This is a genomic window from uncultured Paracoccus sp. (assembly GCF_947496875.1).
GTDB lineage: Bacteria > Pseudomonadota > Alphaproteobacteria > Rhodobacterales > Rhodobacteraceae > Paracoccus.
This window is the reverse complement of sequence record NZ_CANMEH010000006.1, coordinates 17790-38008: the sequence shown is the minus strand read 5'-3', so window position 1 is coordinate 38008 and position 20219 is coordinate 17790. Positions and strand designations below refer to the sequence as shown.

Here is a 20219-nt window from a genome sequence, read left to right as displayed (position 1 = left end):
CCCTCAGCCGTCCTCCTCCGCATCCAGGAGTTCCATGTTGAGGCCCAGACCCCGGACCTCCTTGACGAGCACGTTGAACGATTCCGGCACCCCGGCCTCGAAATTGTCCTCGCCCTTGACGATGGACTCGTAGACCTTGGTGCGGCCCGCGACGTCGTCCGACTTGACGGTCAGCATCTCCTGCAGCGTGTAGGCGGCGCCGTAGGCCTCCAGGGCCCACACCTCCATCTCGCCCAGGCGCTGGCCGCCGAACTGCGCCTTGCCGCCAAGCGGTTGCTGGGTGACCAGGCTGTAGGGTCCGGTGGAACGCGCGTGCATCTTGTCGTCGACGAGGTGGTGCAGCTTGAGGAAGTACTTCACCCCCACCGTCACCGGGCGCGAGAACGCCTCGCCGGTGCGGCCGTCGAAGACGACCGACTGGCCCGACTGGTCGAAGCCGGCCCGCCGCAGCGCGTCGTTGATGTCCGCCTCCTTCGCGCCGTCGAAGACCGGCGTCGCGATCGGGACGCCTTCGCGGACCGACTCGGCATGGCCGATCAGCTGGTCATCGTCCAGGCCGGCGAATTCCGCGTCGAACATGTCGTCGCCATAGCCGTTCTTCATGGCGTCGCGGACCGGGGTCATGTCACCGTTGCGCCGGTATTCCTCCAGCGCCTCGTTGATCTGCTGGCCCAAGCCGCGGCTCGCCCAGCCCATGTGCACTTCCAGGATCTGGCCCACGTTCATGCGCGACGGCACGCCCAGCGGGTTCAGCACCAGATCGACGGGGGTACCGTCGGCAAGGAACGGCATGTCCTCCATCGGCACGACCTTGGACACAACGCCCTTGTTGCCGTGGCGCCCGGCCATCTTGTCGCCGGCCTGCAGCTTGCGTTTCACCGCGACGAAGACCTTGACCATCTTCATCACGCCGGGGGGCAGGTCGTCGCCCTGGCGGACCTTCTCGACCTTGTCCTCGAAGCGGGCTTCCAGCGCCTTCTTCTGGCTGTCGTACTGCTGGTTCAGCGCCTCGACTTCCTTCGCCGTGTCCTCTTCGGCGACGGCCAGTTGCCACCACTGGCCACGGCTCAGGCTGCCCAGCAGCTCGTCGGTGATCTCGGACCCGGACTTGATGCCCTTGGGACCCTTGACCGCCTTCTTGCCCTCGATCAGCGTCCGCAGGCGGGCATAGATGTTGCGATCCAAGATCGCCATCTCGTCGTCGCGGTCACGGGCCAGGCGCTCGACTTCGTCGCGCTCGATCTGCAGCGCGCGTTCGTCCTTGTCGACGCCGTGGCGGTTGAACACCCGGACCTCGACGATCGTGCCATAGGCCCCCGGCGGCAGACGCAGCGAGGTGTCGCGCACGTCGCTGGCCTTTTCGCCGAAGATCGCGCGCAGCAGCTTTTCTTCCGGCGTCATCGGGCTTTCACCCTTGGGGGTTATCTTGCCCACCAAGATGTCGCCCGGCCCGACCTCGGCGCCGATATAGACGATGCCAGCCTCGTCGAGGTTGCGCAGCGCCTCCTCGCCCACGTTCGGGATGTCGCGGGTGATCTCCTCCGGGCCCAGCTTGGTGTCGCGGGCGGCAACCTCGTATTCGTCGATGTGGATCGAGGTGTACACGTCGTCGCGGTGGATGCGTTCGCTGACGAGGATCGAGTCCTCGTAATTGTACCCGTTCCACGGCATGAACGCGACAACCACGTTGCGCCCGATGGCCAGCTCGCCCTGGTCGGTGGACGGACCGTCCGCGATGACCTGGCCCATCTGGACCCGATCACCCACGTTGATCAGCGGGCGCTGGTTGATGGTCGAGGACTGGTTCGACCGCTTGAACTTGCGCAGCCGATAGATGTCGACCCCTGCGTCGCCGGCGCCCAGATCCTCGGTTGCGCGTACGACGATCCGGCTGGCATCAACCTGGTCGATGATCCCGCCGCGACGCGCCATGATTGCGGCACCCGAGTCACGGGCGACGATTGCCTCCATGCCGGTTCCGACATACGGCGCCTCGGCCCGCAGCAGCGGCACGGCCTGGCGCTGCATGTTGGCCCCCATCAGGGCGCGGTTGGCGTCGTCGTTTTCCAGGAACGGGATCAGCGCCGCGGCAACCGAAACCAGCTGCTTGGGCGACACGTCGATCAGGTCCACCGCCTCGACCGGGTTCATGGTGAAGTCGCCGGCCTGCCGCGTGCTGACCAGCTCCTGCACGAACCGGCCGTTCTCATCCAGTTCGGCGTTCGCCTGCGCGACGGTGTGGCGCATTTCCTCGGTGGCCGAGATATAGACAACGTCGTCCGTGACCTGCCCCTCGATCACCTTGCGATAGGGCGTCTCGATGAAGCCGTACTTGTTCACCCGTGCATAGGTGGCAAGGCTGTTGATCAGGCCGATGTTCTGACCTTCGGGCGTCTCGATCGGGCACATCCGGCCGTAATGGGTCGGGTGCACGTCGCGCACCTCGAAACCCGCCCGTTCGCGCGTCAGGCCACCCGGCCCCAGCGCCGACAGGCGCCGCTTGTGCGTCACCTCGGACAGCGGATTGGTCTGGTCCATGAACTGCGAGAGCTGCGATGAGCCGAAGAATTCACGCACCGCCGCGGCCGCGGGCTTGGCGTTGATCAGATCCTGCGGCATGACGTTGTCGATTTCGACACCCGACATGCGTTCGCGGATCGCCCGCTCCATGCGCAGCAGGCCGATGCGGTACTGGTTTTCCATCAGCTCGCCGACCGAGCGCACCCGGCGGTTGCCGAGGTGGTCGATGTCGTCGATCTCGCCCTTGCCGTCGCGCAGCTCGACCAGCCCGCGGATGCAGGCGATGATGTCCTCGCGGCGCAGCGTGCGCTGGGTGTCGGGCGCGTCCAGGTTCAGGCGCATGTTCATCTTGACCCGGCCCACGGCCGAGAGGTCGTAGCGCTCGGAATCGAAGAACAGCGACTCGAACAGGGCCGAGGCAGCCTCGACCGTCGGCGGCTCGCCCGGGCGCATGACGCGATAGATGTCCATCAGGGCACCTTCGCGGTTCATGTTCTTGTCCGCGGCCATGGTGTTGCGGATGTACGGGCCGACATTGACGTGGTCGATATCCAGCACCGGCACATCGGTGATGTCGTTGTCCAGCAGGACCTTCAGCAGTCCACCGGTCAGTTCGGTGCCGTCCTTGCTGTATTCGGCGGTGATCTCGTCGCCTGCCTCGGCATAGATGAGACCGGTTTCCTCGTTGATGATGTCCCGCGCCACGAACCGGCCGATGATCCGCTCGAACGGCAGCAGCAGCCTGGTGACCTCGCCGGCCTCGATCAGCTGCTTTACCAGACGCGGGGTGACCTTTTCGCCGGCCTTGGTGATCACCTCGCCGGTGTCGGCGTCGATCAGGTCATGGGCAGGACGGGTACCGCGAACCCGCTCGGGGAAGAACCGCGTGACCCAGCCGGACGGCGCGCCCTTCTTGCCCGACTGCAGCGTGTAGTCGACCGTGTCGTAGAAAGCATCCATGATGCCTTCCTGGTCCAGCCCCAGCGAATACAGCAGTGTCGTCACGGGCAGCTTGCGGCGACGGTCGATGCGCGCGAACACCAGGTCCTTGGCGTCGAATTCGAAATCCAGCCACGAGCCGCGGTAGGGGATGATCCGGCAGGCGAACAGCAGCTTGCCCGAGGAATGCGTCTTGCCGCGGTCGTGGTCGAAGAACACGCCGGGGCTGCGGTGCATCTGGCTGACGACCACGCGTTCGGTGCCGTTCACGATGAACGTTCCGTTCTGGGTCATCAGGGGCATGTCCCCCATGTAGACATCCTGTTCCTTGATGTCCTTGACCGACCGGGCGCCGGTATTCTCGTCGACATCGAACACGATCAGGCGCAGCGTCACCTTCAGCGGCGCGGCATAGGTCATGTCGCGCTGCTGGCATTCCTCGACGTCGTATTTCGGCTTCTCCAGGTCGTATTTGACGAATTCCAGCGTCGCGGTCTCGTTGAAGTCCTTGACCGGAAAGACCGACTGAAAGACCCCCTGAATCCCCTCGCCGTCGTTGTGCCCCTCGCCCTCGCCCGAGGCGAGGAACAGGTCATACGAGCTTTTCTGCACCTCGATGAGGTTCGGCATTTCCAGAACTTCGCGGATATTGCCGTAATTGCGCCGGATGCGCTTCTGGCCGACATAAGCTTGCGCCATGGGGTCTCTCGCCTTTCGTCACCGCGTGTGGTCGACCGTCGGGGGCACGATCGATGGCACGCCTACGAATGTCAGGGGTGCGGTCCCATTCGTGCCGCGCGTCCCACCGCACGGCTCCCGAACCGCGAACATGCCCTGAAGGACGCTCGGGTGCCCATATCGGGATCCACCAAGCGCCCTTCAAGACAGGTTCGGCAGGGACCGGCGCTGCCCGGACCCTGCCCTGTCACGCAATCAGACCCGCTGATTACTTCAGCTCGACCTTGGCACCAGCCGCCTCGAGCTTCTTCTTCATTTCCTCGGCGTCGGCCTTGGCCGCGCCTTCCTTGACCTTGCCGCCGGCCTCGACCAGATCCTTGGCCTCTTTCAGGCCAAGACCGGTGATCGCGCGAACTTCCTTGATCACGTTGATCTTGTTGGCACCGGCCTCGGTCAGGACCACGTCGAACTCGGTCTTCTCCTCGGCCGCCTCGGCGGCGCCACCGGCAGCCGGACCGGCCATCATCACCGCGCCGCCGGCGGCGGGCTCGATGCCGTATTCATCCTTCAGGATGGTCTTCAGCTCCTGCGCTTCCAGCAGGGTCAGACCGACGATTTGTTCGGCGAGTTGTTTCAGATCAGCCATTTTTCCGTTCTTTCAGTAAATGTTCCGACGTCGAGGGACCAGCCACACGACGGGACGGGATTGCCTCAGGCAGCTTCACGCTCTTCCAGCGTCGAAAGGATGCCCGCGATGTTCGAAGCAGGTGCGCCAATCGCGCCCGCGATGTTCGCGGCCGGAGCGCCGATGCAGGCCGCGATCGAAGCAATCAGCTCCTCGCGCGACGGCATCTGCGCCAAGGCCTTGACACCAGCCGGGTCAAGCGCCGCGTCGCCCATGGCGCCGCCCAGGATCACGAACTTGTCGTTACCCTTGGCATAGCCATCCGAGACCTTGGCCGCAGCCACGGGATCCTCGGAATAGGCGAGAACGGTCATCCCCGTCAGATAGTCGGCAATGCTGGCGCACGGCTTTCCATCCAGGGCGATCTTGGCAAGCCTGTTCTTGGCAACGCGTACGGACCCGCCGGCGTCGCGCATGCGCGCCCGCAGGTCCTGCATCTCGGCAACCGTCATCCCCTCGTAGTGGGCAACCACCACGACGCCAGAGCTTGCAAAGATCTGGCCGAGTTCCTCGACCACCTGTTCTTTTTGGGCTCTATCCACGGTTCACTCCAAGTAGGGGGTTTCCCCCCGGCTCTCTTATCCGGTCGCACGGCGGCCACCGGTCGGGTCCGCTTGATGGACCCGAGATCGCCCCGAAGGCGGAACCTTCGGAAAAATGCTCGACTTCCATCTCGGGAAGGACATTAAGCGAGGCCGCCGGCCCCGCACCCTCCGTCTCGGACAGGCATCCCGAATCGCGAGGATTCAGGATGGAACCGGCCTCATACGTGCGCATGGGCCGGAACGCAAGGCAGGACGCAAGACCGCAAAGCCGATCCGGCGTCCTGCGCAGGATCAGGCCTGGGTCGCCGACGCCAGGTCCAGCGACACGCCCGGGCCCATCGTGGAGCTGATCGACACCTTCTTCATGTAGGTGCCCTTGGCGCCCGCAGGCTTGGCACGGTTCACCGCCTCGACGAAGGCGCGGATGTTCTGCGCCAGCTTCTCGGGCTCGAACGACGCCTTGCCGACGCCGGCATGGACCACGCCCGCCTTTTCGGCCTTGAACTGGACCTCGCCGCCCTTCGCGGCCTCGACGGCGGATTTGACGTCCATCGTCACGGTTCCGACCTTGGGGTTCGGCATCAGGTTGCGCGGCCCCAGGATCTTGCCGAGCCTGCCGACCAGCGGCATCATGTCCGGGGTGGCGATGCAGCGATCGAAATCGATCGTGCCGCCCTGGATGGATTCCATCAGGTCCTCGGCACCGACAACTTCGGCGCCGGCGGCCTTGGCCTCGTCAGCCTTGGCGCCGCGGGCGAACACCGCCACGCGGACGTCCCGCCCGGTGCCGTTGGGCAGCTTGACGACGCCACGCACCATCTGGTCGGCGTGGCGCGGGTCGACGCCCAGATTCATCGCGATCTCGACCGTCTCGTCGAAATTGGCGGTGGCGTTGGCCTTGACCAGCTGCACGGCGTCTTCGACCGGCATCTGCGACTTGCCCTCGAACGCGGCGCGGCCAGCAGCCTTTTTCTTTCCCAGCTTTGCCATGATCTCAGCCCTTCACCTCGATGCCGATCGACCGGGCCGAGCCCAGGATGATCTGCATTGCCGCCTCGACGTCGTTCGCCGACAGGTCCTTCATCTTCGTCTCGGCGATCTGACGCACCTGCGCCGCCGTCACGGTCCCCGCCGGCTGGCGACCGGGCTTGTCCGATCCCCGCGCGCGGTTGCGCTTGCCCTGCGGCTTCAGCCCAGCGGCCTTCTTCAGCAGGAACGCCGCCGGCGGCGTCTTGGTGTCGAACGTGAACGACTTGTCTGCGAAATAGGTGATCACGACCGGAACCGGGGATCCCTGTTCCATTTCCTGCGTGCGCGCGTTGAACGCCTTGCAGAATTCCATGATGTTGATCCCGCGCTGACCCAGTGCGGGGCCCACCGGCGGGGACGGGTTCGCCTGCCCCGCCTTGATCTGCAGCTTCAGGCTGCCGACGACTTTCTTGGCCATGTGGCCTTCTCCTTTTCATCACGCCCGGATGCGGGCCGATATAGCGGTACGGCTCGTGCCTCCCGCTCGATGTTCACGAGGCCTTGGTGACCTGCGTGAATTCCAGTTCGACCGGCGTGGGCCGGCCGAAGATCGACACCGTGACCTTCACGCGCCCCGCCGCGTCGTCGACCTCCTCGACCATGCCCGAGAACCCCTCGAAAGGACCGTCGGTCACGTTGACATTCTCACCCACCTCGAAGCGGATCAGGTTCCGCGGTTCGGGCGCCGCGCCGCCGATGCCGGACCGGTTCAGCATCAGGTTGACCTCGTCGTCGCGCATCGGCATCGGCCGGCCCTGCGCGCCCAGGAAACCGGTCACCCGGTTGATCGAGTTGACCAGATGGTAGGTGCGGTCCGAAAGGTCCATGTGCACCAGCACATAGCCGGGCATGAAGCGGCGTTCGGAGGTGACCTTCTTGCCGCGGCGGACCTCGATGACCTCTTCGGTCGGAACCAGGACCTCGTCGATCTCGTCCTCGAGACCCTTTTCGGCGACCGACTGGCGAATCGCCTCAGCAACCTTCTTCTCGAAGTTGGACAGGACGCTGACCGAGTACCACCGTTTTGCCATAGTCAGACCATTCCCCGTTCGTGCCTGCGTTCGGGCGCGCGGCCCGTCGGAATTCCAGAATGCCCCTGCCCCAAATCGAAAGGGCGCGCATGCCGATTCGCTGCACGCCCGTCAGGAGCAAGGTCGGGGCGACATATCGACCCCTGCCCGGCTTGGCAAGCCATTCACCCAGGGCGCGACCCGGCCCAGGACCACCCCGGCAAACGCTCGGTCAGCCAGCCACTGCCCGCAGAACCTCGGTCACACCGGTCCGGATCAGCAGGTCGACCAGGAAGAAGAACAGGCTGAACAGCGCCGCCATCACGAAGACCATGATCGTGGTCGTGGTCACCTCGCGTCGGCCTGGCCAGACGATCTTGGCCGCCTCGGCGCGAACCTGACTGATGAATTGTGCGGGGTTGGTCATGACGTTCCCTTGGCCGTGCAGCAGGTCAGATAGACGCGGGGCGCCAGCGATGCAAGGCGCCCTTATCCCTCAGCCCGGCAGGCAACGCGCGGCCGGCGGAACTGGCAGGGGCAGGGGGACTCGAACCCACGACCCTCGGTTTTGGAGACCGATGCTCTACCAACTGAGCTATACCCCTGCAGCCCAGCCCTGATAGGGTTTGACGCGAGTCGCGTCAAGAACACTCGGCGGGAGTTATCACCCCGGTTATCAGTTTCTTGTTCTGCACCCGTTCTGTTCATTTCCGTTTCTTCGCTACCCGCTTGGCCCTCATGATCTGCCCGGCCTCGCCCGCGTACTTGATGATCATCGCCTTCGAGGAGTGTCCGCATAGCTGGCGATCTCGTCGTCATCGCAGCCAGCTCCATCACCCCTCGATGGCACATTGCGCGCTGGTCATAGGCTTCCAGGCCCATCCAGGCGGCATGTTCCTGATCAACGCAAAAGACGATTGTCTTTGCCATCCGGTCGCCGCTCTGCTTCAGGAAGTCACCTCACGCGCAACCAACTTGGTGCGATTATCGAGCACCAGAGTCCGGTCGAAGTCTTTTGTATTGTAGTTCCGATCCTCCACCTCTTCGCCATCGCGGTCGAGCTGACCCGGCGTCGGGCGATATCCCTCTACGTCGCGGTCGATGTGGACCTTGACTTCCTTGTAGGGGCGAGGAACCCATCACGAATACCTTGCTTAAGCGAGTAGCTATAAACTGATCCCCTGAAGTAATCGATGTTGGAGGCGTACTCCGTTTCCTTCGGCGTGGCAGTTAACCCTATCTGTGTCGCTGATGTAAAGTGGTCGAGAATCTCTCGCTAGGCGCTGTCCTCCGCAGCGCTGCCCCGGTGGCATTCGTCAATCACAATCAGATCGAAAAAATCCCGGGAGAACTCCTTGTAGAGCTTCTGACTTCCGTGCGGGCCGGTGATGGCCTGATAGAGTCCGAGGTAGATTTCATACGATGTGTCAATCCGGCGTCGCCTATCCAAGGCGAGCGTGAGGTCGACTGATGTGCCATCGGGACGTTCGATGGTTTTTGACTGGGTCGACAGTTTGGCCATGTTGCCCGCGAAGGGTCGAAAGTCATTCACCATAGTATTCTCGATGAGCACGTTTCGGTCGGCTAGGAAAAGTTTCAGCTTCTCCTGCCCGGCTTTCCAAAGACGCGAAATGATCTGGAACCCCGTATAGGTCTTGCCCGTCCCGGTCGCCATAACGAGTAGCACCCGGTCTTGTCCTTTGGCGATCGCCTCGATGGCCGCGTTCACGGCATTGAGCTGATAGTAGCGCGGCGCCTTGCCGATGCCGTCTTCGAAATTGACGGTAACGCGCCCAGAGTTCGGAAGGGGATGGAAACTAGTTCAGGCCGAGCGTGACCTCTGGCGTCGCACTCATGCCGGTCCGGTCATGGAAGACGAATCCGTCGCCGTTCAACGAAAATACAAACGGGATACCGAGTGTCTCCGCGTATTCGAGAGCCTGTTGCATTCCCGCACCGATGGCTTGGGCGTTCGCCTTTGCTTTGATCAGGGCGAGGGGGATGTTCGTCTTGACGGAAAGGATGTAATCGGCCCGCTTGCCGCTTCCCCGGCTGACCAGTTTGCCGCGAACGATGATCCGGCCCTTGGTAAAGCTGACCTCCTCGCGGATCTGGGTTATCTCGTCCCAACCGGCAGCTCGGAGCGCCGTGGTGACAAATTTGGTGCAAATGTCTCGCTCACTGAGTGCTCGCTTCTCCACGCGCCTTGTCCCGGCTGCACGATGCACCGTCGGAGCGGCAGATCGGATGAAGGTTCAGCGTCCGACGTTAAGCGATAACGGACCATGGCGCAATCTGGGAGCCCGGAGTGATTAACATTGCGCGACGCGGAGGATCATATCCAGGGTCGCGGCTGGAGCGCTCTGCGCAAGGCGAAGTATAGCGAAAGGACAGACGACCTGTTCGTCGTACTGACGACCGAGCCGAACGCCGAGGTGAGGCCAGGGGCGATGCCGGTCATTCTGACGCATCCCGAGGACTGGGAAACGTGGATGACCGCGGCCGTCGAGATTGCCGGAAAGCTGTAGCGTTCGTTGTCGGACGGGATGCTGAGGCTTGTTGAAGGGCCGCGCTTCAGTCACCGAGGTATGTCGCGCCTGGAACCACCGCGAGGGTCACTCCTGGTCATTCTTGCGGGTGAGAGGAAGGGTGGTGCCTTGGGCGCCCTGGATCGGGGCGGCTATGCCATCGTCCAGCCCCTTCATCTCGCGTTCGTACAGGTTGAAATGCCAAGGTCTCGGGCACCCAAGCCACGGCGACCCCGGTCGAAGCAAGCTGCAGCGCAGCCAAGGTCAGCGCTGTTTCTGCTTTTGGTCTGAGGGTCAGCCCATCGAGGCGCGGCCAGATCTCATCCCGCACGACCCTGCCGAAGAGGACATTTATAGGATAGGCGACGACCGGCAGCTCGCCATGGTCGATATCGTACTCCAGATCGGCGAGACGCGATGCCGCGAATACTGGAATCAGGCGATCGGAGCCTAGAACGGGCAGTTCTACAAAGCTGGTCTCCATCGTTTGCTGGATTTCTCTCGCTGTTTGGTGGGCCATATCCGGGGCGGATTGGCGCAGGTGTCGATGTTGACCAGCCTGTTTTTCGGTGCGCTCAGCGGTTCGGAACCGGCGACGGTTGCCGCCGTGGGCGGAATCATGATCCCAACCATGCGCAGGGGGGGATATGACAATGCCTTCTCCAATGCGGTCAATACATCGGCCGGCTGTCTGGGCGTTCTGATACCGCCCAGCATTCCGCTGATCATCTATGGCACCACCGCCGGCGTGTCCGTGGGCGACCTATTTATTGCCGGCATTGTCCCCGAAGTCCTGGTCGGAGTGGCGCTAATGGTCACTGCTTATGTCATCGCCAGGCGCCGGGACTACGCGGCATCAGCGGAGCGCGCCAGCTGGGCCGAGACCTTCGCGGCCCTGCGGCGCGCCGGCCATGCTTTGATGGTGCCTGTGATCGTGCTGGGCGGGATTTATGGCGGCATCATGACCCCGACCGAGGCTGGTGCGAGCGCTGTCGCCTATGCACTGTTGGCCGAGACGTTCTTTCTCAAATCGATGACCTTGGCCAAGCTGTGGGACGCGTTGCGGAGCGCCTCGATGACCATGGCACGATCCTGTTCCTAGTCGCCACCAACCACCGCATTCGGTCAGGTGCTGCTGTACAACAACGTGCCCGGCACCGTGATGGAGCTGTTTTCGCACATCCCCGACAGCAAGTTTCTGGTGCTGCTGGTGATCGTATTGATCTTTCTAGTTTTTGGAACATTTATGGTTGCACTGGCCAATATCCTGATCTTCAAGCCGCTGTTCCTGCCCATCGTGAAACAGGTCGGCGTCGATCCGACGCATTTCGGAATCGTAGTGATCGTTAGCGTGGTCATCGGTTTTTTGCCCCCCGGTCGGCGTCAACCTATTCGTCGGCTGCGGAATAAGCGGCATTAGCATCGAAAAGCTGAGCTGGGCCGTCGTTCCCTTTCTAATAGCAATGCTGGTCGCGCTTTTGCTGATCATGTACATCCCGTTCATCAGCTTGGCACTGATCTAAAGGAGCGGCCTATGCAGACCGAGTTCACCGCATCGGGCGGCATCAGGGGTCTTGCGAACCGCATCCGCACCCGGCAATAGACTGCACTCGACGTGTGCCGGCGCTATATGGACCGCATCGAGGCGTTTAACGGCAGGTATCTGGCCTATGTGCATGTCGATCACGGCGCCGCCCTAGCCATGGCATCCGACGTCGACCGCAGATTGGCCCATGTTGCGCGGGGTTGCGCGAACTCGGCATCGCCGCGCAGCCCCGCCAGCTTCTGTCCCATGTCGCGGGCCTGGAGATGCGAGGTCTTGAGGGTAACGACGTCTGCTGCGGCTTCGGGGGTACCTTCTGCGTCAAGTATTCAGCCATCTCGAACGCCATCGTCACCGAGAAGGCAGAGGCGATCGAGCGCACCGGGGCCGACCTGCTGCTGGCCACCGACCTCGGCTGCCTGATGAACATGGCTGGCAAGCTGCACCGGCGCGGCGCGAAGACCCGCTGCTTCCACACCATCGAGAGGTTCTGGCGGGCCGCGCCGACGGCCCTGCAATCGGTGAGGAGGCCTGACCATGACTGCGCCACAGCCGTCCTTCAAGGCCCGTACCGACGCCGCGCTGGCGGACCGCACGCTGAAGCTGGCGATCGACCGCACCACCGACACCGCCGAGCGCAAGCGCGCGGGCGCGGTTGCCGCCTTCCCTCAGTTCGAGGCGGCACGCGCGCGCGGCCGGGCGATCAAGGACCACGTCATCGCCAACCTCGACCACTATCTCGAGCAGTTCGAGCGCAATGCCACGGCTTCCGGCGCCAAGGTCCACTGGGCCTCGGATGACGCCGAGGCCCGCGCCATTGTGACCCACATCTGCCTGGATGCGAACGCCAAGCTCGTCACCCGCGCCAAGTCGATGCTCGGCGAGGAGATCGGGCTGCCGCATGCTCTCGCCGATGCCGGGATCGAGCGGGTCGAGACCGACCTCGCCGAGCACATCATTCAGTTGGCGTGCGAGCGGCCCTCGCACATCGTCTGGCCGGCCATGCACCGCACCCGCGAACAGGTGGCCGAACTCTTCAAGGTCGGTCACCATCCGCCGCCCGCCGCGGACGATCCCGCGACGATGGTGCAAAGCGCCCGGCGCGAGCTGCGGGTCAAGTTCATGTCCGCCGACATCGGCATCTCCGGCGCGAACTTCCTTGTTGCCAATACCGGCGCCACCTGCACCGTGACCAACGAAGGCAATGCCGAGCTGACCACTACCCCGCCGCGCATCCACATCGTCACGGCAGGGATCGAAAAGCTGGTGCCCTCGACTGCGCATGCCTTCGCGCTGCTGCGACTGCTGGTGCGGTCGGCCACCGGGGGCGAGCTGACCCAGTACACCACCTTCCATTGCGGTCCACGGCGCGACGGCGACGCCGACGGGCCGCACGAGATGCACATCGTGCTGGTCGACAACGGACGCACAAGGATGCTGGCCGACGAGTTCCGCGACATGCTGCGCTGCATCCGCTGCGGCGCCTGCATGAATCACTGTGTGGTCTATCGCCAGATCGGCGGGCACGCCTATGGCGGGTTCTATCCCGGCCCGATGGGTTCGGTGCTGACGCCGGTGCTGGACGGGCTGGCCGCGTCGCGCGACCTGCCGCATGCCTGCACGATGAACGGCCGCCGCGCCGAGGTCTGCCCGGTCGAGATCCCGCTGCCGACGTTGCTGCGCGCCTGGCGGCGGCGCGGCTGGCGGTCGGGTCTGGAGAACGGCCTGCCGCGAGTCGCCGTCGGGCTCTGGGCGCAGTTGGCGCGGCGGCCGGCGCTCTACCGTCTCGGCAGCCGTATCGGCGTGCGCGCGCTGCGGCTGTTCGGGAAGGGTGGCTGGATTTCCAGTGTTCCGCTGGCCGGAGGGTGGACGAGACACCGCGACCTGCCGCGTCCGCCGGGACGGACATTCATGGACCAGTACCGCGCCAAGCAGGGCCGGAAGAGGGGGCGACCATGACCGCGCGCAACCGCATCCTGACCGCTGTCCGCCGGGGTTTGGGAGGCACGCGGCGGCCCCCCGCAGCCATCGCCGCGCAAGCCGCGATGCTGCTTGACGACCCGGAGTTCATTCGGCCGGCGCTCGTCGCAACCACCCTGCCTGAGGCCTTCGAGCTCAAGGCCGCGGTGCTGGGAACCACGGTTGAGCGGGTGGCCAGCATGGATCAGATGTCGGGGTCCGTTCGCCGGTACCTCGCTGCCCACGCCCTGCCCCCCTCGTTGGCTCTGCAGCAATCCAGGGACCTGACCGGGCTGGACTGGTCGGGAATCGAGACGCACGCCAGCATCGCTCCGGACGAGGTTGCTGCGCTGGGGATCGCCGTGCGGGGCATCGCCGAAAGCGGCTCGCTTGTCATCCGCTCGGGGGCTGACAAGCCCATCCTCTTGTCGTTCCTGCCGCTGCACCACATCGTTGTGCTGCGCGCAGACACCCTGGTCGCCCATCTCGATGACTACGCCGCGATCATGCAGGGCGAGGCGCAGCCTCGCAACGCCATCCTCATTACCGGGCCGAGTGGCACGACGGACATCGAGGGCAGCTATGTCCGGGGTGCGCATGGTCCGGGATTTCTGCACGTCGTCATGGTCGGATCCTAGTCCCGGCCATTTCCGCCCGGCCGTCCCTCGGCCAGGCTGCGCACCTTTTATGCCGATATGACTGGAGCTCATGACCGTGAAGCAGCCATCCCAGACCAGTGTCGAGGCACACCCCGTCTCCGTTGAACCCCATGCTCGACACGTTCCCAAAGCCGGCCGCGACCGATGTCCTCTATGTCGGAACCAACAGCGCCGACGCTCTGGCCCCCCTGCGCCGCCGGCTGCTGACGGAACTCGAGCCCCTGCCGATCGTCGGTGAGTACATTCATCGCGAAGCCTGGGACATGGCGGCTCGTTTCGGACGCGACACCCGCCTGTTTATCGAATGGTTCGGCACCGCTCGAATGCCGGCGATGTTCGCACTGAAGGGCTGGGCGGATGCGCGGCTCAGGAAAGTCCCGCTGACCTCCGACCTCAGCGACCGCTTCCTTCAGTTTGCGGGACAACTGGCGCCGGGACGCCTGCCGCGCCGGATGCGGCACTTCCGGGACCGCTTCGAGCACCACCTGATAATCAAGGTGGAAGCCCCGAGCGACCAGGCCGAGCGGATCCTGACCGAGACGGTCGGCGCCGACGGCTGGTTCCGTTGCACGCAGACCGAGGGCACGAAGGCGCTTTTGCACCGCTTTGCGGTGGCGGGTGCGGCTGTCCGCTACGAAGCGATGAACCGCCGGCGCACCGGCGGCCTCGTGGCACTTGACGTGGCGCTGCGACGCAACGACCGCGACTGGATTAAGCCGGTTCCCCCGGCGCTCGCGCACCAGGTCGCCGCGACACTCGCCTATGGCCACTTCCTGTGCCACGTCTTCCATCTGGATTACGTACTCAAGAAGGGGGCCGACCCGATCGCATTCAAGAAAGCCATGCTGGCGATGCTCGATGCCGACGGCGCCGAGTATCCCGCGGAGCATAACGTGGGGCATCTCTACCATGCCAAGCCCCAGCTTGCCGCATTCTACGAAAGCCTCGATCCATTGGCACGCTTCAACCCCGGCATCGGCGATACACCCCGTTCCTGACGAAGGCCGCCTCAGCCTTACGGGATCAGCCGGTAACCTGATGCAAGGTCACGCACTCACTTGCGCGCTGACACGGTCGGCGCCGCTAGATGGCGTAAGCCTTTGCTATCTAGCCCACCTTCCTCCGTCACCTTCGCCATCTCGCCCTCCGCGGCGACGCCCCGATGGCAGTTCGACATGCCCCGTCGTGGTCGAGTCGGAGCTTGTGCGGGCTTCATTGTTTGCCTCGCCCCGGATACCTGACGGACCGATGGCTCGAATCTCCGTGGGGTCGCCGCCTCTGCTCCGGACATCTTCTGCTCTGGCCCTTCAGCTGGGTGGTGGCTTGCAGATGCAGTGGGGCGCAGGGGCTCTGAACGGGCTCGCGCCCTGACAAGTGGGCACGCTCATCCAGCTAAAGGAAATTGCGGATGCACACCCCTGCGCCCTTGGCGGTTCTCGGCCTTGTTGCCCTCGCCACAACGGCGATCGTCTGCGGCGATACGGCCGGCAAGCTGCTGACGGAGGCAGGGGTGCGGCCGCTGTTCGTGGCATGGTCGCGTTTCGCCCTGGCCGCGCTGCTGCTCGCCTGGTCGCTGGGCTTGCGGCGCTCCAACCTGCGCGACCTGCTTGACTGGCGGCTGATCCTGCGGGCGGCACTGATCGTCGGCGGCATCGGCTCGATCATGACCGCGCTCAGGACCGAGCCCATCGCAAACGTCTTCGGCGCGTTCTTCATCGGCCCGGTCGTGGCCTATGCGCTGTCGGCCCTGCTGCTGCGCGAACGGGTCTCCTGGGCGCGCACGGCGATGCTGGCGCTGGGATTTGGCGGCGTGCTGCTGGTGGTCCGGCCGGGCGGCGAGATGGGAACCGGCATGCTCTTCGCGCTGATGGCCGGCGGGTTCTACGGCTCCTACCTCACCGCAACGCGCTGGCTGGCACCCTTTCATCCGCCGTCCTTCCTGTTGGCCTCGCAACTGGTCATCGGGGCCATACTGCTGCTGCCGGCAGGCCTTGCCGGCATTCCGGCAAGCGCTGACCTTCGGATCTGGACGTTGCTGATCGTCAACTCGCTTGCCTCGGCCTTCGGTAACTATCTCCTGGTGGTCGTGAACCGGACCACGCCGGCCACGGTGTCCGCGCCGCTGATCTATTTCCAACTGATCGCCGCCACCCTGATCGGCTTTCTCGTGTTCGGAGACTGGCCCGAACCGCTGGCGCTCGTCGGCCTCGCCGTGATCTTCGCGTCTGGTCTGGGGGGACTGGCGCTGGTGCCAAGATCACAGACGCCGTGATGCTGCGCCTTGCGGGGGCGGGTCTCCAACTGGTCGAGCATGGAGAAGACGCCTCGGGCGGCCCCGCTTCCACGACCAGGATCACGCCCACCTTTCCTCGACCTGCCCGAGCACCGTGGCACATTCCGCCTGCCACGCCGCGCGATGGCGGCTCGGGTCGGCCGGAAAGCGGCCTAGAGCGACCGCAAGATCAAAGAAACCGCGCCGGGGCAGGCCATCCGCACGGCTGACGACCAGCGCCGCGATCATGGGGGGGCCTGCGACAACATTCTCGCGCATGGTCTGCTCCAGCGCGGCGGCACTCCGCTGGATGGTGCCGGGGGGCGTCAGGCCCAGCGTTGTCGCCAGCCCCTGGTAGGTAAAGCAGGGGGCATCCGCGCCCCGGTTCGACAGCAGGGCCCGGACCTGCTCGACAAGCGGCGGGTTGTCAGCAGAGCCGGTGATCGATCCAGCCCGACACAGGCGCGCACGTCGTCGATGTCGTGATCCCGGCAGGGACATGCGCCAGTTCCCGCCGCACCAGTGCCCTGCGTCCAAGCTGAACGCGGAGCACCACCAATCCGTAGCGCTGCGACAGCATCCTCTGCGTCGGCATCGCAGAGGCCGGGTCCGGCCGTCCCCGCGCACAGCAGGACAAGCGCCGGGTGGTTCGTCCGCGTTGCCCGCGGCATCGCCGCTTGTCGCGTTGCTCCATTGAGAGTGCCGCCACCGGTTCACGCCAGCCCTTCGGCTGCGACAAGGGCGCGGTGGAGGTCTGCGAGGAGGTCGGTCTCGGCCTCCAGACCAATGGAGAGACGCAGCAGGCTGTCGCTGATGCCGGCGGCGCGCCGCGTCTCGGGGCCCATGCCCGCATGGGTCATCGTGGCCGGGTGGGCGACCAGGCTCTCGATGCCGCCCAGCGACTCGGCGAGGGTGAAGACCTCCACCGCCTCCACAAAGCGCCGCACCGCCTCCGTCCCCGGCGATGTTGAAGCTCAGCATCGCGCCGAACCCCTCCTGCATCGAACGGCGCGCCGCCAATGCCCACGATGTTGGCCCAGGCCGAGAGCTCCTCGACATCGGCCGGCGCGGCGGCCATCACTGCGCCGCCGACCACGTCGGCGTGGCCGTTGATGTACTTGGTTGTCGAGTGAACGACGAAGTCGGCCCAAAGCGGCAAACCCAGTTAGTGGATGAGGGAGCCACCGTTCACGTCGACCTCGGTGCCCGTGCAGTAAGCGGAGAGCTCTGATGCGAGAAAAAGTGCGCAGCCAGCCACATCCTTCGCCTCTCCAGCTCGACCCATCGGAATGCCCTCGAGTATCGCACTGTTCATCTCTGGCGTCAGCTTTCCGCCAGTGATGTCCGTCGCAATGAAGCCCGGACAGATCGCGTTAACGCGGACATTTTCAGGTGCGAGCTCGCGCGCCATGGCCTTTGTGAGGCCGAGAATCCCTGCCTTTGCCGCGGAATAGTGCGGGCCTCCAAAGATGCCGCCGCCGCGCTGCGCAGAAACCGAGCTTAGATTGACGATACTCCCCGACTTCCGCTCGCGCATACCCGGAATCACGGCCTGGCTCATGTAGAGGGTGCCGCGCAGATTCACGTCCAGAACCGCGTCATAGTTTTCCGGCCCGATCTCCATCATCTTGAGCGGCTGGGTGATACCGGCATTGTTGACGAGTACATCGACACGCCCCCAGAGTTTTATCAGTTCCTCGATCGCCGCACTGCACGCGACTTTGTTCACCACGTTGCAAACGAGCCCGACATGACCCTCCCCCAGGTCGGCCGCGGCACCCTCTGCCTGCTGCTTGTCAAGATCGAGGATCGCAACCTTAGCACCATGTTCGGCGAATAGCCGGGCGGTCGCCTTGCCGAGGCCGCGCGGGGATGCCGCGCCGGTGATAACCGCGAATTTACCCTTGAGCAGTCCCATGGCTCCCGTCCTCCGGTGATTTGATTATTCGGCCGCTTCTCAGATCCAGCTCCTGATCTGCTCGGCCACTTTTTCGACCGAGATGCCGTACAGGTCATGAAGCGTGGGCAGTGCGCCGGCCTCCAGGAACTCGTCGGGGAGCGCGATCTGGCAAAAGGTTGGCGTGACTCCCGCACGCAGAAGAACGGCCGCGACCGCCTCACCGAGGCCCCCAACAATCGTGTGGTTCTCGGCCGTGACGAGAAGTCGACCTTTGCCGGCCTGCTCTAGGATTGTCTCGGTGTCGAGCGGCTTGATCGTCGGCGAGTGCAGCACTGCAACATCGATCCCATCCTGCGCCAGCACTTCTGCAGCATCAAGCGCACGCATTGTCATGAAACCTGACGAGACGACCAGAACATCCTTTCCTTCGCGGATCACCTGCGCGCGACCGAGCTCAAATGTGTACTCCGGCTTGTAGCGCGTCAGAACCGCGGGGACCTTGCCACGGAGCAAGCGCGAGTAGACCGGTCCATCGTGATCGGCCATGGCCCTCACCGACTGGCGGATGTCCACCGCATCGCAGGGGTCGATGATCGTCATGTTCGGAAGGCCGCGGAAGATGGCCAGGTCCTCGGTCGCTTGGTGGCTAGGACCGTATCCCGTGGTGAGCCCAGGCAACGCACAGCAGATCTTGACCGGCAGGTTCTCCTCGGCAATCGCCATTGCGATGAAGTCGTAAGCGCGACGTGAGGCGAACACGGCGTAGGTCGTCGCGAAGGGGACGAACCCCTCGCGTGCGAGGCCTGCCGCGGCGGAGATCATCACCTGTTCCGCCATACCCATCTGGTAGAAGCGGTCAGGCATCGCCTCGGCGAATATGTGGAGATCGGTGTATTTTGCCAGGTCAGCGGTAAGACCAACGATCTCGGGACGCTCGTTGGCGAGCTCAACCAAGGCGTGACCGAAGGGAGCAGGTTCGGTGTCGTATCCTTCTGCCGCCAGCGACGCTATCATCGCGGAGGTGGCGATCCGGTTTTCGGGCGCGATGGTAGCACGCCGCTCGTACTTGCGACTCATGGATGCTCGAGTCATGCGGGTGTTCCTTCCTCGAGCACGGCCAGAGCTTTCGACCATTCGTCGGGCTCGACACGGACGAAGTGAGTGATTTCGCGTGTTTCGAGGAACGGCACGCCTTTGCACATCCGGGTGTCGAAAACGATAGCGCGAGGCTTCGACTCTGCGACGGCTCTGGCGGCGTCAAGGGCCGCGACCACCGCTTCCATGTCGTTGCCGTCAACGCGCTGGACATGCCAGCCGAAGGCCTCCCACTTCGCCTCCAAAGGCTCGGACGAGAGCATCTCGGTCGATTTGCCGTCTGCCTGCTGGTTGTTGAAGTCTATCAAGCAGATGAGATTATCGAGCTTGTGGTGAGCGCCCGCCATTGCGGCTTCCCAAGTAGAGCCCTCCCCGAGTTCGCCGTCAGACATGAGATTGTAGACGAAGGAACTGGAGTTCTTTCGCTTGAGGCCCATTGCCATGCCGACCGCGATGCCGAGGCCGTGACCAAGCGAGCCGCCAGTGATCTCCATCCCTGGCGTGTAGGACGCCATGCCCGACATCGGCATGCGGCTGTCGTCCATCCCGTATGTCTCCAGCTCGTCTTCGGGCAGAATGCCAGCCTCCATCAGCACCGCATAGAGTGCAATGGCATAATGGCCGATCGAAAGAAGGAAGCGGTCTCGTCCCTCCCATTCCGGGTCGTCTGGTCGGTAGTTCAGCGCATGGAAATACGACGCGGCAAGGACATCGGCGACGCCGAGCGCTTGGCCTATATAACCTTGTCCTTGAACTTCGCCCATCAGCAACGCCTTTCGCCGGATGTTCCAAGCCCTTCGGGCAAGCGACACGTTGGAGAGTGGCCCGATCGCGCTTGTCGGTTTCATCATGAGACG

The 20219-nt window shown here is 64.2% G+C and carries 19 protein-coding genes, 1 tRNA gene and 3 pseudogenes; 7 read left to right on the top strand and 16 right to left on the bottom strand.

Annotated features, from left to right (window positions below):
* Positions 1–3: 3 nt before the first annotated feature.
* From rpoB to hsdR, 9 genes and pseudogenes are all read right to left on the bottom strand, one after another.
* Positions 4–4158, bottom strand: coding sequence for a DNA-directed RNA polymerase subunit beta (rpoB, locus tag Q0938_RS09230; protein ID WP_299361261.1), 4155 nt, complete (start codon positions 4156–4158; stop codon positions 4–6).
* A gap of 247 nt (positions 4159–4405) precedes the next feature.
* Complete coding sequence (rplL, locus tag Q0938_RS09225) at positions 4406–4783, bottom strand: 50S ribosomal protein L7/L12 (protein ID WP_299361258.1); 378 nt, start codon at positions 4781–4783, stop codon at positions 4406–4408.
* 65 nt (positions 4784–4848) lie between these two features.
* On the bottom strand, positions 4849–5364 hold the full coding sequence (rplJ, locus tag Q0938_RS09220; protein ID WP_299361256.1) for a 50S ribosomal protein L10: 516 nt from the start codon (positions 5362–5364) through the stop codon (positions 4849–4851).
* Positions 5365–5658: 294 nt separating this feature from the next.
* Positions 5659–6357, bottom strand: coding sequence for a 50S ribosomal protein L1 (gene rplA, locus Q0938_RS09215; RefSeq protein WP_299361253.1), 699 nt, complete (start codon positions 6355–6357; stop codon positions 5659–5661).
* A 4-nt stretch (positions 6358–6361) separates the two neighbouring features.
* Positions 6362–6814 (bottom strand): 50S ribosomal protein L11, encoded by a 453-nt coding sequence (rplK, locus tag Q0938_RS09210; RefSeq protein WP_299361251.1) that lies wholly within the window; start codon positions 6812–6814, stop codon positions 6362–6364.
* A 73-nt stretch (positions 6815–6887) separates the two neighbouring features.
* Complete coding sequence (nusG, locus tag Q0938_RS09205) at positions 6888–7427, bottom strand: transcription termination/antitermination protein NusG (protein WP_299361248.1); 540 nt, start codon at positions 7425–7427, stop codon at positions 6888–6890.
* A 211-nt stretch (positions 7428–7638) separates the two neighbouring features.
* Positions 7639–7833, bottom strand: coding sequence for a preprotein translocase subunit SecE (gene secE / locus Q0938_RS09200; RefSeq protein ID WP_299361245.1), 195 nt, complete (start codon positions 7831–7833; stop codon positions 7639–7641).
* A gap of 102 nt (positions 7834–7935) precedes the next feature.
* Positions 7936–8011 (bottom strand) — tRNA-Trp (locus Q0938_RS09195).
* Positions 8012–8291: 280 nt separating this feature from the next.
* Positions 8292–9607, bottom strand: a pseudogene (hsdR, locus tag Q0938_RS19395) (EcoAI/FtnUII family type I restriction enzme subunit R); the annotation flags it as partial.
* A 117-nt stretch (positions 9608–9724) separates the two neighbouring features.
* On the opposite strand from hsdR, the gene Q0938_RS09180 reads away from it, so the two are divergent.
* Positions 9725–9934, top strand: a complete 210-nt coding sequence (locus Q0938_RS09180) for a hypothetical protein (protein ID WP_299361239.1) — start codon at positions 9725–9727, stop codon at positions 9932–9934.
* 97 nt (positions 9935–10031) lie between these two features.
* On the opposite strand, the gene Q0938_RS09175 is transcribed toward Q0938_RS09180, so the two are convergent.
* A complete protein-coding gene (locus tag Q0938_RS09175; RefSeq protein ID WP_299361237.1) occupies positions 10032–10418 on the bottom strand; it encodes a hypothetical protein in 387 nt (128 codons plus the stop codon).
* A gap of 27 nt (positions 10419–10445) precedes the next feature.
* Between Q0938_RS09175 and Q0938_RS09170 the strand changes: the two are divergent.
* The 6 genes and pseudogenes from Q0938_RS09170 (at position 10446) to Q0938_RS09145 (ending at position 16367) form a co-directional block, all read left to right on the top strand.
* Positions 10446–11457: pseudogene (locus tag Q0938_RS09170) on the top strand (TRAP transporter large permease).
* A gap of 223 nt (positions 11458–11680) precedes the next feature.
* Positions 11681–11848, top strand: a pseudogene (locus Q0938_RS09165) ((Fe-S)-binding protein); the annotation flags it as partial.
* Between the two features lie 166 nt (positions 11849–12014).
* Positions 12015–13436, top strand: a complete 1422-nt coding sequence (locus Q0938_RS09160; protein ID WP_299361235.1) for a lactate utilization protein B — start codon at positions 12015–12017, stop codon at positions 13434–13436.
* A complete protein-coding gene (locus tag Q0938_RS09155) occupies positions 13433–14074 on the top strand; it encodes an LUD domain-containing protein (RefSeq protein ID WP_299361233.1) in 642 nt (213 codons plus the stop codon). Before Q0938_RS09160 ends, Q0938_RS09155 begins: the two co-directional genes overlap by 4 nt.
* A 131-nt stretch (positions 14075–14205) precedes the next feature.
* The gene (locus Q0938_RS09150; protein WP_299361231.1) at positions 14206–15093 is read left to right on the top strand and encodes a hypothetical protein; all 888 of its coding nucleotides are present in this window, start codon (positions 14206–14208) and stop codon (positions 15091–15093) included.
* Between the two features lie 410 nt (positions 15094–15503).
* The gene (locus Q0938_RS09145; protein ID WP_299361228.1) at positions 15504–16367 is read left to right on the top strand and encodes a DMT family transporter; all 864 of its coding nucleotides are present in this window, start codon (positions 15504–15506) and stop codon (positions 16365–16367) included.
* Positions 16368–16448: 81 nt separating this feature from the next.
* Here the strand turns inward: Q0938_RS09145 and Q0938_RS09140 are convergent, their stop codons facing one another.
* The 6 genes from Q0938_RS09140 to Q0938_RS09120 form a co-directional block, all read right to left on the bottom strand.
* The gene (locus Q0938_RS09140) at positions 16449–16868 is read right to left on the bottom strand and encodes a hypothetical protein (protein WP_299361226.1); all 420 of its coding nucleotides are present in this window, start codon (positions 16866–16868) and stop codon (positions 16449–16451) included.
* A 212-nt stretch (positions 16869–17080) separates the two neighbouring features.
* The gene (locus tag Q0938_RS09135) at positions 17081–17314 is read right to left on the bottom strand and encodes a PLP-dependent transferase (protein WP_299361225.1); all 234 of its coding nucleotides are present in this window, start codon (positions 17312–17314) and stop codon (positions 17081–17083) included.
* On the bottom strand, positions 17224–17526 hold the full coding sequence (locus Q0938_RS19390; protein WP_366942744.1) for a PLP-dependent transferase: 303 nt from the start codon (positions 17524–17526) through the stop codon (positions 17224–17226). The genes Q0938_RS09135 and Q0938_RS19390 overlap by 91 nt, the downstream gene beginning before the upstream one ends.
* 6 nt (positions 17527–17532) lie before the next feature.
* Positions 17533–18285 (bottom strand): glucose 1-dehydrogenase, encoded by a 753-nt coding sequence (locus tag Q0938_RS09130; RefSeq protein WP_299361223.1) that lies wholly within the window; start codon positions 18283–18285, stop codon positions 17533–17535.
* Positions 18286–18324: 39 nt separating this feature from the next.
* Positions 18325–19359, bottom strand: a complete 1035-nt coding sequence (locus Q0938_RS09125) for a transketolase family protein (protein WP_299361221.1) — start codon at positions 19357–19359, stop codon at positions 18325–18327.
* Positions 19356–20213, bottom strand: coding sequence for a transketolase (locus tag Q0938_RS09120; RefSeq protein WP_299361219.1), 858 nt, complete (start codon positions 20211–20213; stop codon positions 19356–19358). The genes Q0938_RS09125 and Q0938_RS09120 overlap by 4 nt, the downstream gene beginning before the upstream one ends.
* Positions 20214–20219: the final 6 nt, after the last annotated feature.

Coding starts and splice junctions, on each gene's coding strand:
- rpoB (WP_299361261.1), bottom strand. CDS start 4,158: ATGGCGCAAGCTTATGTCGGCCAGAAGCGCATCCGGCGCAATTACGGC.
- rplL (WP_299361258.1), bottom strand. CDS start 4,783: ATGGCTGATCTGAAACAACTCGCCGAACAAATCGTCGGTCTGACCCTG.
- rplA (WP_299361253.1), bottom strand. CDS start 6,357: ATGGCAAAGCTGGGAAAGAAAAAGGCTGCTGGCCGCGCCGCGTTCGAG.
- rplK (WP_299361251.1), bottom strand. CDS start 6,814: ATGGCCAAGAAAGTCGTCGGCAGCCTGAAGCTGCAGATCAAGGCGGGG.
- nusG (WP_299361248.1), bottom strand. CDS start 7,427: ATGGCAAAACGGTGGTACTCGGTCAGCGTCCTGTCCAACTTCGAGAAG.
- secE (WP_299361245.1), bottom strand. CDS start 7,833: ATGACCAACCCCGCACAATTCATCAGTCAGGTTCGCGCCGAGGCGGCC.
- Q0938_RS09175 (WP_299361237.1), bottom strand. CDS start 10,418: ATGGAGACCAGCTTTGTAGAACTGCCCGTTCTAGGCTCCGATCGCCTG.
- Q0938_RS09160 (WP_299361235.1), top strand. CDS start 12,015: ATGACTGCGCCACAGCCGTCCTTCAAGGCCCGTACCGACGCCGCGCTG.
- Q0938_RS09155 (WP_299361233.1), top strand. CDS start 13,433: ATGACCGCGCGCAACCGCATCCTGACCGCTGTCCGCCGGGGTTTGGGA.
- Q0938_RS09150 (WP_299361231.1), top strand. CDS start 14,206: ATGCTCGACACGTTCCCAAAGCCGGCCGCGACCGATGTCCTCTATGTC.
- Q0938_RS09145 (WP_299361228.1), top strand. CDS start 15,504: ATGCACACCCCTGCGCCCTTGGCGGTTCTCGGCCTTGTTGCCCTCGCC.
- Q0938_RS09140 (WP_299361226.1), bottom strand. CDS start 16,868: ATGTCCCTGCCGGGATCACGACATCGACGACGTGCGCGCCTGTGTCGG.
- Q0938_RS09130 (WP_299361223.1), bottom strand. CDS start 18,285: ATGGGACTGCTCAAGGGTAAATTCGCGGTTATCACCGGCGCGGCATCC.
- Q0938_RS09125 (WP_299361221.1), bottom strand. CDS start 19,359: ATGACTCGAGCATCCATGAGTCGCAAGTACGAGCGGCGTGCTACCATC.
- Q0938_RS09120 (WP_299361219.1), bottom strand. CDS start 20,213: ATGATGAAACCGACAAGCGCGATCGGGCCACTCTCCAACGTGTCGCTT.